Genomic DNA, 14,751 nt, shown 5'->3' with positions numbered 1-14,751 from the left:
AATGTTGGATTCCTAAGCTTGCTTCCGGGCAAAGGATTCAACGGTGATGGTCTTCCTTGATTAAAGAAGCGTCAAGCATTCCCCACTCAATGAAAGGTCAAAGACCGCTATGACCGGCAAGATTTCTGATAGCCGCAAGAATATGATGCTGTTTTCCGGGCGCGCCCACCCAGAGTTGGGTGAGGCAGTTGCCAAGGAATTAGGCACTGACTTGGTTCCTACCACCGCCCGTGACTTTGCGAATGGCGAAATCTTCATTCGCTTCGAAGAGTCCGTTCGTGGTGCAGATTGCTTTGTTTTGCAGTCCCACACCCAGCCGTTGAATAAGTGGCTCATGGAGCAGCTCATCATGATTGATGCGCTCAAGCGTGGTTCCGCTAAGCGCATCACGGCCATCTTGCCGTTCTACCCATATGCTCGCCAGGACAAGAAGCACCTCGGTCGCGAGCCTATTTCCGCTCGCCTGGTGGCTGACCTGCTGGCTACCGCAGGTGCTGACCGCATCGTGTCGGTGGACTTGCACACCGACCAGATCCAGGGTTTCTTCGACGGCCCTGTCGATCACATGCACGCCATGCCGATCTTGACCGAGTACATTCAGTCCAAGTACTCCATCGACAACATCGTTGTGGTCTCCCCAGATGCAGGCCGCGTCAAGGTTGCAGAAAAGTGGGCGCATGAGCTTGGCGATGCCCCACTGGCATTCGTTCACAAGTCTCGCTCCAACACCGAAGCGAATAAGACCGTGTCCAACCGCGTGGTCGGTGATATTGAGGGCAAGGATTGCATCTTGCTCGATGACATGATTGATACCGGCGGCACCATCGCTGGCGCGGTCCGCGTACTGCGTGAAGCTGGCGCACGTTCCGTCGTTATCGCGTGTACCCACGGCGTCTTCTCTGACCCCGCACGCGAGCGTCTGTCTGAGTGCGGTGCTGAGGAAGTTATCACCACCGACACCTTGCCGCAGTCCACCGAGGGCTGGGACAACCTCACCGTGCTGTCGATCGCACCACTATTGGCGCGCACCATCCATGAGATCTTCGAAAATGGTTCGGTAACCACCCTCTTCGAGTCCGCGTAGATAAAATTAGGAATTTTTCTACAGGAAAGAACTAGAAGATTTTTCTACAGGGATAGCACCGAGATAGAAAAGCTACTCTGGAGCCCATGACAGATATGGCGCCGAGTAGCTTTTTTGATCCCACAAGTTCCCCTGGGACATCACCAGCGGCCACGGAGGCGGTAGCTGCACTTGAAGCTATCGCCGATGATGAGCGCGCGGTGGGGATGGCTGCGTATATGCGCGATCAGTTTGAATTCTTTGGGATTGCGGCGACACCGCGCAAGGAGGCGGTCAAAGAAATCATCGCCAAGCGAAGCCTCGACTGGGACTTTGTTTTTACGCTGTGGGCGCATCCGAAACGTGAGTGTCAGTACGTCGCGGTTGACCACCTGCGCCGGCAGAAGCTGACCATCGCTGACCTTGGTCAGCTACAGGAGTTGGTGGAGACAAAGTCTTGGTGGGATACCGTCGACCATCTAGCAAAATGCGCGGGTACAGCCTTGGTGCCTGGGTCGAGGGGACGCGGCAAGGAGCCTAATTCGCTAGGCGATGCCTCATCCGCCCGCGCGCTCATGCTCGAATGGGCGGAAGCTGAGAATATGTGGACCCGGCGGATTGCGATTTTGTGCCAGCTGAGCTTTGGCGAAAAAACTGATACCCAACTGCTGCGCGAGGTCATTGAATCGAATCTCGGTGCGGATGCCGCGTACTCTGCAGAATTTTTTATTACCAAAGCGATTGGGTGGGCACTGCGCGATTTTGCGCGGCATGACCCCCAGTGGGTGCTTGATTTTGTCGATGAGCACCATCCAGATAGCGCGCTACCGCTTGCAAAACTCTCTAATAAGGAAGCCTTGAAGCACTTGTAACCGATTCGTAATACTTCACGCGATCCCACTGGTTATTCCCAGTAATGACTGAGGAGATGAAGCGCCGCGATAAGATCCGTAACCTCGCGCTGAGTATGATTGACCCGAAGCAGAAATTCACCACGACGCACCGTCGCCAGCTCTCGGAAGAAATCATGGGCTCCAACCTAGCTGGCAGGCACTTAGAAAAGGTCGCTATTTCTGAAGCCGTTGAAGAGCTTTCTGCCGATGAAGATTCTGGCTTCGACGCAGAAGGCTTCATTCCTCCGAAGTCAGTAATTACTGAGCACTCCACTCCGGAAGAAAAGTAGCGGCGCATCGCACTTTTTCTCGCACATTAATTTGTGGTAGCGCTAATGCAGCTGGTAAGTTTAAGCCAGTCTCGGCGAGGGCTTTAATCTACCGGCTGCTTGATTTGTATCTGGTGAGTTTAAATCCGTTATCGACGCGATGAGTATGCACTTACCTGCGATGACTCGACCTTGACGCGATTCATTGGCAGGTTTTTTCTTTTCGCAAGAGCTCGCCTTCCCACTGAATTGACTTGAAAAAGATACTTTCGACAATTTTCTTGAAGGAGAAAAACATGGCACAGCGTCCTGTAATTAAAGCTCAAGCACGTAACGAATTCGGCAAAGGTGCCGCACGTCGTCTGCGTCGCGCAAACCTGGTTCCAGGTGTTATCTACGGTTCCAACACCGAGCCAATCCACTTCGCAGCTGACATCTTGGAGCTGCACTCCTTGATCCGTAACTACGGCGTCAACGCTGTTTTGGAGCTCGAGATCGACGGCGATCAGCACCTGACCATGGTTAAGGGCATCGAACAGAACGTTCTGACCCTGAACATGGATCACCTTGACCTGCTGTCCATTAAGCGCGGCGAGAAGGTTGAAGTTGAAGTTCCATTGACCTTCGTTGGTGAGCCAGCACCTGGTCTGATGTTCATCGCTGATACCGACGTTCTGCTGGTTGAAGCTGACGTTCTGAACATCCCAGAAGAGATCGAAGTTTCCCTCGAAGGCCTGGAAGACGGCACCGTTGTTACCGCTGCAGACGTTGTTCTGCCAGAGGACACCACCTTGGTTGCAGACCCAGAGTCCCCAATCGTTTCCATCTCCGAGCCACAGGTTGACGAAGAGGTTGAGGCAGCTGCTGAGGCTGCTGAAGAAGGCGGCGCTGAGGCTGGCGCTGAGTCCTCCGAGGAAGCAGCAACCGAAGAGTAATTCTTCTTAAGCGCTAATCCTACGTGGCCTGTTTAAAGGCCACTGCCCGCTGTGTTGAACCAACTGGTTCCCACAGCGGGCTTTGTGTTTTGGTTATGCTTTAATGGTTAATCATGAGCAACGATGCATTACTGGTCGTGGGTTTGGGAAACCCCGGGCCGAAATATGAACGGACCCGGCACAATATTGGCTTTGAAGCAGCCCAAGAACTAGCGCTTCGCCACGGCGGGAAATTTGCCTCGCATAAGCGCACCAATGCGGATGTCGCCGAAATCAACATCGCCGGGCGCAAAGTGATTGTGGCAAAACCGCGTACTTTCATGAACCTTTCGGGCGGTGTAGTTAAAGCTCTAGCGAATTACTTCAAAATCTCCCCCGCCAACATCGTGGTCATTCACGATGAGTTGGATATGGAGCTCGGCGAGGTTCGTCTGCGGCTCGGCGGCGGCGACCACGGGCACAACGGCCTGCGCGATACCACCAAGGCTTTGGGCACAAAAGATTATCACCGACTATCTTGCGGCATCGGTCGCCCGCCCGGACGTATGGCGCCAGCGGCTTATGTGTTGAAACCATTCGCGCGCAAAGAACTAGACGAGCTTCCAATCATCTGCGCTGACGCTGCCGATTTAATCGAAGAAATCTAGCGGCTAAAGCACAAGGTGCTGCGTTTTCTTTGACTAGAGTGGTTCGGTATGAGACTTGCGACTGTAAAGACTGCTTTTGGAACCACCGCCGTACGCATCGAAGGCGAAGCGACTTCGCTGATGGAATCGACGATGCTCACCGGCATCGAATTAGACTTTGACGATGTTGGAGCGTTGCTGCGCAGCGGCGATTGGGCTAAAGCCGCAGAGCTTTCTGGCGAGCCGCTAGTCTTTGCCACCGAAGACTTAGCACCGGTTGTTCCGCATCCCGAAAAAATCATCTGCGTAGGGCTCAACTACGCCAAGCACATCCGCGAGATGAACCGCGAGTTTCCTGAACATCCCACCTTGTTCATCAAATTCGCAGACGCCCTAACAGGTCCTTACGACGATATTTATATCCCTGAATTTGGCACGCAGAAGCTGGATTATGAAGGGGAGCTAGCGGTAGTCATCGGAAAGCGAGCGCACCGCGTAAGCCAAGATGAAGCCCTTGATCATGTTGCTGGCTACGCGATTATGAATGACTACACTCTGCGCGATATCCAGCGGCAGACCTCGCAGTTTCATGCCGGCAAGTCCTTCTACCGCACCGCTGGGTTTGGGCCGTGGCTGACTACTTCCGATGAGTGGTCCCCCGGCAACCATGCGCGTGTGCGCACCAGCTTGGACGGTGTACTCAAACAAGACGATGACACCGATGACCTGATTTTCTCCGTGGCCAAGCTCATTGAATTTTGTTCTTCACTGTACCCGCTCAACCCTGGCGATGTGATTGTCACCGGTACTCCTGAAGGTGTCGGCTTTGCCCGCGGGGAGTTTATTCAAGACGGCCAGACGGTGCGCATTGAAATCGATGGGCTCGGCCATATTGAAAACACCACGCACTATGGCGAGCCAGTCGAAGGTGGTTGCGGCCCCAACTGCAGCTGCCACCACTAAATACCGATGAGCAGTATCTAGCACTCAACAGTAATTAGTGGCCACCAGAGTTATTCTCCGAAGCATCCGCCTGCGTAGTCTTCGATGACGCGGCGTCTACCCTCGCTTGTGCGCGCTGCTGCTTGTGCCATGCGCGCTTGGTTTGCTCGGACTTTCGGTAATTGCGCAGCGCCAACAGGCCCACCACGATACCGATGAGAATGGGCACCCACACCTTGCTGTAGTCGAGTAGAAACTCCACCCAGGCAGGAAGCGCCGGCAGGTTGATATCGATGTCAATATTCGGCGTGGGTAGGTGAATCTGCGGCAAGCTGGGCGTGGGCAGTTCAATCTGTGGAAGCACCGGCAGCGAGGGCCAATTGATGTCGAAATCCGGCAGCAAAGACAGCAGCCATTTCACAATCCGCGAAGATACCGAGGCCAGAATAATAGCGGCAATCGCCCAGCCGCCTTTGCCTAGACCTGCAAGGATAGGAAATCCCACGCGTTTAATAGTGCTGGATTCCATGGCTCGACGTCGCTTTTCCCCGCGGCTGCCCGCAGGCGGATCAAATATGACTATCTCGCTGCCCTGCCGGAACTGCACTTCGAGTACTTCATCGAAGAAATTCGCTGTGACCTTCACATGAGGTTTTGCGCGGTCGAGGCCGGGATTGTGGCCAGTGAGCTCGCCTTCTTTAACTGAGTCCTCCAGAAGGCAGCGCCCGCTGGCAGCAGTATTGACGCGATGCAGGACTTGGCCGTTGAGCAAGATCCGCGCCCGGACTGAAGGGTTGTTAAATAGTGCGCCGAAGCGCTCCATTATCCCCGATTCAGCCGTGACCGGCCGAATTTCCTCGTCTTCTTTCGGCTCCTCAGGCCAGGTGGGGTCGAGCTCTAGAAACTCCGAATCATAGCCAACTTCAAGCTCAATGAGCCCCAGCTCGGGGTGATTAAGCGCCCACTTCTCCATGCTCACCCTCCTTGGACTTATCAACGGCGGAGGCGTCGTCATCGTCAAGTTCTAGCTTGCCTGCACCGCTAAGCAGCGTGCCGAAACCGGCCAGAGCTGCAAAGCCAAGGGCGTAGAGAAAAAGCCCGTCTTGGAAATACAGTGCACGGGTGGCCATGAACGCAACACCGACTGCCACGGGAAACCACCAAGTGGGCTTGGTGATAGCACCAAACCACACGCCAGTGCCCAAAGCCAGCACGAAGAAGATGCCCAGCACGGTCCAACCCGCGGATGCCTCCGGTACGAAGGTGGCGACAAAGTAAGGCGAAATCAGCATGCCTGCGATACACAGGATAAGCGGGATGGGAGCGAACTTGGAATTGTGCTCCGATGCTTCTGAGTCTGACGGCGGGTTGGGGGTTTCTACTTCTTCTGGTGCATCAGGCTCAGGATTACTCATAGCGCTATATTTTACGGCTGAAAGCATTTTTCAACAACGCTTCTCGGCGTGGGAATGGGCACAACAATGCCCCAGTCAGAATAAACCGACTGGGGCTTCGAAGATGATACTTCGAGGGGCTGTCCGCTAAAGGCTAGAGCTTAGAGCGCGGAAGGCTCCAAACGCTGTGGAAGAACCTGCGGGCGGGCGCCGGCGAGCTCTTCGACAATCCGGATGACCTGGTTGGAGTAGCCGAACTCGTTGTCGTACCAGACATAAAGCACAAGGTGCTTGCCAGAGGCGATGGTGGCAAGCCCATCGACTACACCAGCGTGGGTAGAACCAACGAAGTCGCTGGAGACAACCTCAGGGGAGGCGATGTAGGAGATCTGCTGGCGCAGGTTGGAGTGCAGGGAAACATCGCGCAGGAAGTTGTTGACTTCTTCCACATCAGCTTCCTGGGAAAGCTCCAAGTTCAGCACTGCCATGGAAACATTCGGGGTGGGAACGCGAATGGCGTTGCCGGTCAGCTTGCCTTCGAATTCTGGCAGCGCCTTAGAGACAGCCTTCGCAGCACCGGTCTCGGTCAAAACCATGTTCAAACCAGCAGCGCGGCCACGGCGGTCGCCCTTGTGGTAGTTGTCAATCAGGTTCTGGTCATTGGTAAAGGAGTGCGCGGTTTCTACGTGGCCGTGGACTACACCGTAGCGGTCGTTGATGACCTTCAACACTGGGGTAATGCCGTTGGTGGTACACGATGCAGCGGAGAGAATCTTGTCTTCGGCAGACATATCCTGGTTGTTGATGCCGTAGACAATGTTTTTAACATCGCCCTTACCCGGTGCGGTAAGCAGCACGTTGGAAATGCCCTTGGACTTGAGGTGCTGGCCCAGGCCCTCACGGTCGCGCCAGACACCGGTGTTGTCCACCAAAACAGCATTGTCAATGCCGTAGGAGGTGTAGTCAATGTCTGCTGGATCGTTGGCGTAGATCATCTGGATCTTGGTGCCATTTGCCCAGATTACTTCGTTTTCTTCATCCACTTCGATGGTGCCGTTGAATGCACCATGAACGGAGTCACGGCGCAGCAAGGAAGCACGCTTGTGAATGTCCTCATCACCCTTCTTACGCACCACGATGGCGCGCAGGCGCACGCCGCCGTAAGCAGCTTCGCGCGAGATCAAAATGCGGGCAAGCAGGCGGCCGATGCGGCCAAAGCCGTAAAGGACAACATCGCGGGACTCGTTTTCAGTCGCGGTACCGACGACTTCCTTGAGCTCCTCTTCGAGGTATGCGCGCAGGTCATCAGTCTCAGCCGCGCGGAAGCCTTCAGCCAGACGTCCCATGTCAATCGAGGCAGTGCCCAGGTTCATGTCGACGAGCTCGCGCAGGATTGGCAGGGTTTCAGCGGTGCCCAGGTCACGGTTGATCAAGCGGCGTGCGTAGCGGTGGGACTTAATGATGTCGATATCGGTAACACCGACGAGCAGTCGACCAAAAATAGAGGTCACCACATTGTTTTTGCGGTGCAACTGGTAAATGAGTGGAATCATTTCCTGAGCGTGCCGTACGCGCTCATTCCAGTTCTCGAATTCAGGTGCGGACTCAGTCACGAAATCATTCCTTTGCGGATTGGGCGCACAGTTGTGCGGCTTTAAAATCGTCGTGGGGGTATCAACCACAAATATTATCAACTATTATTTTTGCTTTTCCCAAAGGCGACGCAAAACACCCGCCACGGTACCCCCGAATATGCGCTGCGCCTCAACTCCGACGAGGCAGTAGGCAACATCTTCATCCCCTTCCGCGCGGCGCGCAGCAAAGATTTGGTTCAGGTATGGATAAATAGCTGGGCTGTCGGGGTGGGTTTGGGTATAGGTTGTTGCCAGGCCGCGGGCGTAGCGGCCGGAGAACGCACGGGTGCTTGTCGATGCCTCCCCCGACCCCGTTTCATTATTCTTCACTTGGTTAATCCGGGCACGGTTAACCAGGCTGGTCCCGGCTTCATCGCTCAGCAAAAATGCGGAACCGCACGATACTGCCACTACATGTGGCCACGTTAAGGCTTCGTGGACCTGATCTGCGCTGCGCACTCCGCCCGCGGCGATAAGAGGCAGTGTGCTGAGCTTCGCGATGGCATCGACAAGCTCTGCCAACGGCCTTTTATCTGGTTCCGCGGTGGGATTCCACACCCCGCGGTGCCCGCCGGCTTCAGGGCCTTGCACGCACAATGCATCCACGCCTGCGGCGATAGCGGCGCGCGCTTCGTGCTCATTGGTCACCGTGGTCCATGCTTCAATCCCTGCAGCATGCAGCGCTTTTACTTCTGTGGCAGTAAATGTGCCAAACATCGACCACACGAGTTGCGGCCGCGGCGACATTGTTAAAGCAAGCTGAAGCTTGTCATCCCAGCCGTTGCTGTAGTCGGCGGATTTCAGCTCGATTCCTTCGGTTGCAGCCAGTTCGCGTGCAACTGCAACCCCGTGGGAATCTAGCTCTGGCTGCTTGGCGAATAAATTGATGCCAAAGAAATCGGTATCAAGCCCCGCTGCTTGTTCTTGAGCTGCCTGCGCGTTGATTGTTCCCCACGCTAAAGTTCCGATACTTCCAGCGCGAGCCGCCTCATTGACCACCGCTGCTGTGGTGGGACCGCCCGCCATCGGAGCAGGCAAAATCGGAATGGTTAAAGAATCTAGGATGCGGCTCATGCGTATCTAGCCTACCCCGCGGGTGTAACTTCCGGCCGGTATTTGATGTGACAGACTAGTAGGCGTGAATTTTCTTGACCGCTTGAAAAACCTCTTCCGCTCTTCCACACCGGCGAAGCCTGCGCGCGAGAGCGCAATCGACCTGCCTTCTGCTGCCGACTGGATTGTTGTGGGTCTTGGCAATCCTGGGGCGAAGTATGCTGCGACCCGGCACAACGTGGGCTATATGGCGATTGATGATTTATTGGCTGAACATGGCGATATCCTGCAACCGGTCAAGGGGCAGAAGTTGCTTGCTGCCACCATTGAGATCGCCGGACAAAAAGTCATCCTTGCGCGCTCGACAACTTTTATGAACCTTTCCGGCGAAGGCATCGCTCCCCTGGCCCAGCACTTAGGCGTTTCGCCTGAGCGCATTATTGCAGTGCATGACGAGCTGGATTTACCGGTGAATAAAATCCGGCTCAAACTCGGCGGCAATGAAAATGGGCACAATGGTTTGAAATCCCTCACGGAGCATTTAGGCACCAGGGACTATCTACGCGTACGAATCGGTATTGCCCGGCCCCCTAAAGGCGCGTCCATTCCTGATTATGTTTTAGCTCCTGTTGACGCCGGCCCAGGTTTTGATGATGCGATTGCTTTGGCTGCTGATGCCGTCAAAGAAATCATTGCCTCGGGGTTGAATAAAGCGCAAAATACGATTCACAGCAAAGGTTAAGCAGACTTCCATTGCCCAACCGGCCGAAGTCTTTATTCTCTGACTCATGTCTGAAACTTATGTCATTACTGGCGCCTCCGATGGCGTAGGTGCAGCAGCGGCTCGCCTCTTGCACGCCACCCGCCCTGACGATCGCGTGGTTGTCGTCGGACGTAATCCGGAAAAGACTCGCGCCGTCGGCCGCGAGCTCGGCACCGATTATTTCACCGCAGATTTCTCCGAATTAGACCAGGTCCGCGCACTAGCCGAGGAGCTTTCGCAACTCGGTCCAATTCGCGGTCTGGCCAATAATGCCGGCGGGCTTTTTGATACTGCCGTGCGCACCGTCGATGGCTTTGAGCGCACCTGGCAGGTCAACGTCGTGGCACCATTTTTGCTCACGGCTTTGCTCAAAGACCAACTTCGCGGTCCGGAATCCGTGGTGGTTAATACTTCTTCTATCGCAGCGAATCTCTTTGCCCGCTTCGATGCCGAGGACCCGAATACTTTTGAAAAGTTCTCCCCGCTGCGTTCTTATGGCAATGCCAAATACGGCGACGTCCTACTCACGCGCTTCTTGCATGCCCACGACTTCAACTCGGTAGCCTTTCACCCTGGTGTGCTGTCCACGAACTTTTCCAAATCTTCGAGCTCGCTGATGGGCAGGTTCTATAATTTCCGTCCGGCTTCCTCCCAGATGGGCACACCGTCTCAGGGCGCTGAACGGCTGGTGCATTTTCTTACCGGCGTGCGTGGTGTGCACTACCAATCGGGCGAGTTTTATCTCAAGCCTTATCAGCCTTCCCGCACCCGTTCTCGTGACCAAGAGCGTGAGCTGGCACACGAGGTCTTTAACCAGTTAGGGCTGCAGCTGGATGTATCACTAGACTAAGCAAACATGAGTATTGCTGCTGAGGCTGCGCGCCGCCGTACGTTTGCCGTCATTGCCCACCCGGACGCTGGTAAGTCCACGTTGACTGAGGCATTGGCGCTGCATGCGCACGTTATTAATGAAGCTGGCGCAGTCCACGGCAAGGCTGGGCGCAAGGCTACTGTCTCTGACTGGATGGAGATGGAAAAAGACCGCGGTATTTCCGTAGCTTCTTCTGCACTGCAGTTTGAATATGCCCCGGAGGGTCATGAGGGCGAGCCGTACATGATCAACCTGGTTGATACCCCAGGTCACGCGGATTTTTCTGAAGATACCTACCGCGTGCTCACGGCTGTTGATGCCGCAGTCATGCTTATCGATGCCGCCAAGGGCCTCGAGCCACAGACCCTGAAGCTGTTCCGCGTGTGTAAGGCGCGCGGTTTGCCGATTGTCACGGTGGTTAACAAGTGGGACCGCGTGGGCCGGGAGCCTTTAGAGCTTGTCGATGAAATCGTTAACGAAATCGAGCTGCAACCTACTCCGTTGTACTGGCCCGTGGGTATTGCGGGCGATTTCCGCGGTCTGGCACATATCAACGATGACGGCGAAGCTGATAATTACATCCACTTCATCCGCACCGCCGGTGGTTCTACCATCGCGCCAGAAGAGCACTTCTCCCCTTCCGATGCTGCAGCGAAGGAAGAAGAGCTCTGGGATACTGCCGTCGAAGAAGCAGAATTGCTTGCTGCCGATGGCGCTGTGCATGACCAGGAATTGTTTGAGCAGTGTGTAACTTCCCCACTGATTTTCGCCTCCGCCATGCTGAACTTTGGCGTGCACCAGATTCTGGACACCCTGTGTGAGATTGCACCTGCACCGCGTTCCCGTGATTCCGACGCCAAGGCGATTGAGACCTCTACTACCGCGATTGATGAGGTCCGCGAGGTTACTGATGATTTCGCCGGCGTGGTTTTCAAGGTACAGGCGGGCATGGACCGCAAGCACCGCGATAACTTGGCATTTATGCGCGTGGTCTCTGGTGAATTTGAGCGTGGCATGCAGGTCAACCACGCACAGTCTGGCCGCTCATTCTCCACCAAGTATGCGCTGACCGTTTTTGGCCGCAACCGCGATACCGTTGATGTGGCTTACCCCGGTGACATTGTTGGTCTGGTCAACGCTGGTGCTTTGGCACCTGGTGACACCATTTACGCGGGCAAGAAGGTGCAGTTTGCACCCATGCCACAGTTCGCGCCGGAGGTCTTCCGCATCCTGCGTGCAAAGTCTTTGGGCAAGTACAAGGCTTTCCGCAAGGGCTTGGAACAGCTGTCTGCCGAAGGTGTTGTGCAGATTCTGCGCAACGACTTGCGTGGCGATGCCGCACCAGTCATGGCCGCCGTTGGTCCAATGCAGTTCGAGGTCATGCAGGCGCGCATGGAACTGGAATACAACGTGGAGACCGTCACCGAGCCGATTCCTTACTCGGTTGCCCGCCGCACCGACGCTGAATCCGCACCTGAGCTGGGACGCCAGCGCGGCGTGGAAATCTTCACGCGCGACGACGGCGAAATCATCGCCCTCTTCGGTGACAAGTGGAAGCTCGCCTTTATTGAAAAAGAGCACCCTGAGCTCACTATCGAAACCCTCGTTGCCGACTAATCAGTCGAAGTTGCTGTCGCTGCTGATCTTTTCATCTCTACGAAGAGCAGAATCAGCGACAGCATTATGCACGCCACCGCGGTATATCCGTAGAGTTCAGCGCGCTCGACTTTGGAAGCGACCAGACTCGCTGCAACAACATCGGTATCACTGGCCAATTGCCCCAAGGTGTAAACGCCATTAAGCACACCGGCTAGGCATGCTAGGGCGATACCGAGCGCCACGATAATCAGCAGTTGTCTGGATGATAATTTCTTTCGCGTTTTCATTTCCCCGGCTTCTCCCTGTCTTCTTCCTGTCTTCTCCCCTGCTCAGGGATAGTTGGCAATGAAGACAACCCTACCTAAAAAACTTTTGGTGAAACCGGTGGAAATTCGGACCTCAAACCGCAACATTAAGGAACTTTAATGCGGTGTTGACCTGCGACAATAACGAAAATGACGCTTGAAGCTCTGCCTTTGGCATTCCGGAAATCATATAGTTCCTTTTGTAGCCAAAAGCCCTAGCTACACCACCGGATTCACAGCACATCGTTTCCAACAAGAGTAGAAACGATGCCCAGATTAAGAGGAGAGCTTCAATGAACATTCAAGCAATCATCGCGTCGATTCTCGCCGCGATCACCGGCTTCGCAGGCGGGGTTGCCCCAGCCTCATCCATTCCGAACATCCCTATCATCTCTGACCTCATCGATGATTGGGACGACCTGTGGGATGACGATGACGACGACTGGGACGACGATTGGGATGATGACGACTGGGACGACTAAACCCGCAGTACCTCGCAGATAATCCCGCAGCTAAGACCTCTCGATAAAGCCACGCCCGCTTTTGCGCGCGTGGCTTTATTAGCGTGGAACTATGAAATGTAGACGCGCTAGTTGTTTTCTAAAAACTTCTTCCAGGACGGCCACTCGGAATACATTTGTTGCTTGCCGGCTTGGTAATTGGCGCGCAGCTTCATCACATTGCGCTCGGTAGAGGATATCTGCATATCTTCAGGAAAGAACAGCTGGGCGCGGCCTTCCTGCTCGAGCTCCAACAGACGTTGCTTAGAGGCATTGTATTTGGCCGGACGTGAAATCATGGCTTCGGCAACGCTCGGATACTTGCGGAAGAATCCGCGCATACCGGCCTTACGCTTTACCTCCGGGCGCACGAATCCTCGCGGTTTAGTGCCGACGAAGAGGAATTTCTCAAAGCCCGCCTTTTCAGCTTCTTCAATAACAATGCCGCCGGAATCCCCCATCGCGCCATCCACAAACGGCACGCCATCGATATGGCGCATCGGCATAATCAACGGCAGCGTGGAGGATGCCCGCACGCGCACCAAAAGGTCTTCTACTTGGTTAATATCATCGCGCGTCCAGACGACGGTCTCCCCTGTCAGAGCATTAACGGCAGAGAGATTAAGTGGCGTGGGGTTGCTGGAGAAGGTTTCAAAATCAAAAGGCAGATCTTGATCCGCGGCCTTTTCATAAATGAACTCAGCATTGAAATAACCAGTGCCACGCAACATGGAGCTCAACCCGCCGAAGCTAGGGTTCTTCGCAAAATCCACGAAGCTTTCCACTGCGCGAAAGCTATCAAGCGATAAGAAATTCACCGCGTGCGATGCGCCAGCGGATACCCCGCCAACCCAACCAAACTCCACGCCGTTATCGATCAGCTTCTTCACACACGCCGCGGTATAGGAATTGCGCATCCCGCCGCCTTCAAAAATCAACGCTGTGTCATGAGCGTTGATCCCTTCACTAGCTAGGTCGTTTAAGGAGGCATCGAAAGGCTGCGGCTGGGACATCATACCCGCCTAGTCTACCGCTTTTATGCCTCCCCCTAGCCAGCAAGTGTGAGCTGTGTTACAAATAAGTATATGGCGCATCCTATAATTTCATCTGCTTTCCCCACCCCACAAGACCCAATAAACCCCACTGACCTTGCCCCAGTCATCGCTGAGAAGATGTCCCGTGATAATTTCTCAATCTTTGATGTGATGACTGGGAAGATGGTTCGCTCCGGCTTTGCTTTTGCCCTGGACGCGGACCCGGTCTACAAAGCTAAGAATATTGGCGCGGCCGAAGTGTCCATCGCTCTTGGGCTTGGCCGCCGCGATGGCGCGGTACACATGGCGATGTATCCACGCTTTGATAGCTTTTTCGATTTTCTCAGTGTCACGGTGACCAAACGGCGCGAAGAAGCAATTGAAGCAACTTTTGCGTCTGGATTCTCTGTCTACTTCGATGCTACGACGCGGCGCACCACAACCGTGCGACATAATTTCGCAGATGGATAACTATCCTTATCCAGTATGGGAATAAAAGATCTGTGGGATAAAATCACCGGCAATACGGGCCCGAAGCTCACCAAGGCCTCTGGTGATATTTCTACCCATTCGGTTAAGCATCTAGAGGTCTTTACCGCGGAAGCAATGGTCATCATTGAGCTGCATGCTGCTGACGTTGAAAAGGTCCTAGAGATTGCCCGGTCTCCCACGCCCGCCGCGCTGGCAACAGATACAACGACGGTGATTTTTGTGCCTACCGATCGCAATGTACTGCCAGTCAAGGACCCAAAAAAGGGCTGGATTTTACCGTTAAGTTCCACCACGGCGGATAAACTCACCAGTACCCCGGGCGATTATGAGATTAACCCGCAAATCGCGTTCGCGGTTATCCAATAACCACCCACCCAA

At 54.6% G+C, this 14,751-nt stretch carries 18 protein-coding genes; 12 read left to right on the top strand and 6 right to left on the bottom strand.

The window, feature by feature from the left end; translation table 11 throughout:
- Positions 1 to 109: 109 nt before the first annotated feature.
- The 6 genes from C5Y44_RS03865 (at position 110) to C5Y44_RS03840 (ending at position 4,749) form a co-directional block, all read left to right on the top strand.
- Positions 110 to 1,084, top strand: coding sequence for a ribose-phosphate diphosphokinase (locus tag C5Y44_RS03865; RefSeq protein WP_066795235.1), 975 nt, complete (start codon positions 110 to 112; stop codon positions 1,082 to 1,084).
- Positions 1,085 to 1,170: 86 nt separating this feature from the next.
- Positions 1,171 to 1,935 carry a DNA alkylation repair protein gene (locus tag C5Y44_RS03860; protein WP_105323758.1) on the top strand — a complete coding sequence of 255 codons (765 nt, stop codon included), beginning with the start codon at positions 1,171 to 1,173 and terminating at the stop codon, positions 1,933 to 1,935.
- A gap of 44 nt (positions 1,936 to 1,979) precedes the next feature.
- The gene (locus C5Y44_RS03855; RefSeq protein WP_233189817.1) at positions 1,980 to 2,246 is read left to right on the top strand and encodes a hypothetical protein; all 267 of its coding nucleotides are present in this window, start codon (positions 1,980 to 1,982) and stop codon (positions 2,244 to 2,246) included.
- Positions 2,247 to 2,521: 275 nt separating this feature from the next.
- Entirely contained in the window at positions 2,522 to 3,160 is a 639-nt protein-coding gene (locus tag C5Y44_RS03850; protein WP_105323757.1) for a 50S ribosomal protein L25/general stress protein Ctc, read from the top strand.
- Positions 3,161 to 3,273: 113 nt separating this feature from the next.
- On the top strand, positions 3,274 to 3,807 hold the full coding sequence (pth, locus tag C5Y44_RS03845; RefSeq protein ID WP_105323756.1) for an aminoacyl-tRNA hydrolase: 534 nt from the start codon (positions 3,274 to 3,276) through the stop codon (positions 3,805 to 3,807).
- A gap of 48 nt (positions 3,808 to 3,855) precedes the next feature.
- Positions 3,856 to 4,749: a fumarylacetoacetate hydrolase family protein gene (locus C5Y44_RS03840; RefSeq protein WP_105323755.1), complete on the top strand. Its 894-nt coding sequence runs from the start codon at positions 3,856 to 3,858 to the stop codon at positions 4,747 to 4,749.
- A 34-nt stretch (positions 4,750 to 4,783) separates the two neighbouring features.
- On the opposite strand, the gene C5Y44_RS03835 is transcribed toward C5Y44_RS03840, so the two are convergent.
- From C5Y44_RS03835 to C5Y44_RS03820, 4 genes are all read right to left on the bottom strand, one after another.
- On the bottom strand, positions 4,784 to 5,701 hold the full coding sequence (locus tag C5Y44_RS03835; protein WP_233189816.1) for a hypothetical protein: 918 nt from the start codon (positions 5,699 to 5,701) through the stop codon (positions 4,784 to 4,786).
- A complete protein-coding gene (locus C5Y44_RS03830; RefSeq protein ID WP_233189815.1) occupies positions 5,682 to 6,143 on the bottom strand; it encodes a hypothetical protein in 462 nt (153 codons plus the stop codon). The genes C5Y44_RS03835 and C5Y44_RS03830 overlap by 20 nt, the downstream gene beginning before the upstream one ends.
- A 140-nt stretch (positions 6,144 to 6,283) precedes the next feature.
- Positions 6,284 to 7,735 carry a glyceraldehyde-3-phosphate dehydrogenase gene (locus C5Y44_RS03825; RefSeq protein WP_105323754.1) on the bottom strand — a complete coding sequence of 484 codons (1,452 nt, stop codon included), beginning with the start codon at positions 7,733 to 7,735 and terminating at the stop codon, positions 6,284 to 6,286.
- 84 nt (positions 7,736 to 7,819) lie between these two features.
- Positions 7,820 to 8,830 carry a nitronate monooxygenase gene (locus C5Y44_RS03820; protein WP_105323753.1) on the bottom strand — a complete coding sequence of 337 codons (1,011 nt, stop codon included), beginning with the start codon at positions 8,828 to 8,830 and terminating at the stop codon, positions 7,820 to 7,822.
- 64 nt (positions 8,831 to 8,894) lie between these two features.
- Here C5Y44_RS03820 and pth (C5Y44_RS03815) point away from each other — a divergent pair, with 64 nt between their 5' ends.
- From pth (C5Y44_RS03815) to C5Y44_RS03805, 3 genes are read left to right on the top strand one after another with little or no spacing between them, the layout of a single operon-like run.
- Positions 8,895 to 9,551 carry an aminoacyl-tRNA hydrolase gene (pth, locus tag C5Y44_RS03815; RefSeq protein ID WP_105323752.1) on the top strand — a complete coding sequence of 219 codons (657 nt, stop codon included), beginning with the start codon at positions 8,895 to 8,897 and terminating at the stop codon, positions 9,549 to 9,551.
- 46 nt (positions 9,552 to 9,597) lie between these two features.
- Positions 9,598 to 10,422, top strand: a complete 825-nt coding sequence (locus C5Y44_RS03810) for an SDR family NAD(P)-dependent oxidoreductase (protein WP_105323751.1) — start codon at positions 9,598 to 9,600, stop codon at positions 10,420 to 10,422.
- 6 nt (positions 10,423 to 10,428) lie between these two features.
- Positions 10,429 to 12,060: a peptide chain release factor 3 gene (locus C5Y44_RS03805; protein WP_105323750.1), complete on the top strand. Its 1,632-nt coding sequence runs from the start codon at positions 10,429 to 10,431 to the stop codon at positions 12,058 to 12,060.
- On the opposite strand, the gene C5Y44_RS03800 is transcribed toward C5Y44_RS03805, so the two are convergent.
- Positions 12,057 to 12,329 carry a hypothetical protein gene (locus tag C5Y44_RS03800; RefSeq protein ID WP_105323749.1) on the bottom strand — a complete coding sequence of 91 codons (273 nt, stop codon included), beginning with the start codon at positions 12,327 to 12,329 and terminating at the stop codon, positions 12,057 to 12,059. The genes C5Y44_RS03805 and C5Y44_RS03800 overlap by 4 nt on opposite strands.
- A gap of 311 nt (positions 12,330 to 12,640) precedes the next feature.
- Here C5Y44_RS03800 and C5Y44_RS03795 point away from each other — a divergent pair, with 311 nt between their 5' ends.
- A complete protein-coding gene (locus C5Y44_RS03795) occupies positions 12,641 to 12,829 on the top strand; it encodes a hypothetical protein (protein WP_105323748.1) in 189 nt (62 codons plus the stop codon).
- A gap of 107 nt (positions 12,830 to 12,936) precedes the next feature.
- Here C5Y44_RS03795 and C5Y44_RS03790 read toward each other — a convergent pair whose 3' ends face one another.
- Positions 12,937 to 13,863, bottom strand: a complete 927-nt coding sequence (locus C5Y44_RS03790) for a patatin family protein (RefSeq protein WP_105323747.1) — start codon at positions 13,861 to 13,863, stop codon at positions 12,937 to 12,939.
- A gap of 69 nt (positions 13,864 to 13,932) precedes the next feature.
- Between C5Y44_RS03790 and C5Y44_RS03785 the strand changes: the two genes are divergently transcribed.
- Both C5Y44_RS03785 and C5Y44_RS03780 read left to right on the top strand, forming a co-directional pair.
- Positions 13,933 to 14,352 (top strand): hypothetical protein, encoded by a 420-nt coding sequence (locus tag C5Y44_RS03785; protein WP_105323746.1) that lies wholly within the window; start codon positions 13,933 to 13,935, stop codon positions 14,350 to 14,352.
- Between the two features lie 15 nt (positions 14,353 to 14,367).
- Entirely contained in the window at positions 14,368 to 14,739 is a 372-nt protein-coding gene (locus C5Y44_RS03780) for a hypothetical protein (RefSeq protein WP_105323745.1), read from the top strand.
- The last annotated feature ends 12 nt before the right edge of the window (positions 14,740 to 14,751 follow it).

Source organism: Corynebacterium sp. J010B-136 (genome assembly GCF_002967075.1).
Taxonomy (GTDB): Bacteria; Actinomycetota; Actinomycetes; order Mycobacteriales; family Mycobacteriaceae; genus Corynebacterium.
This window is presented reverse-complemented; position numbering and strand designations above follow the sequence as displayed.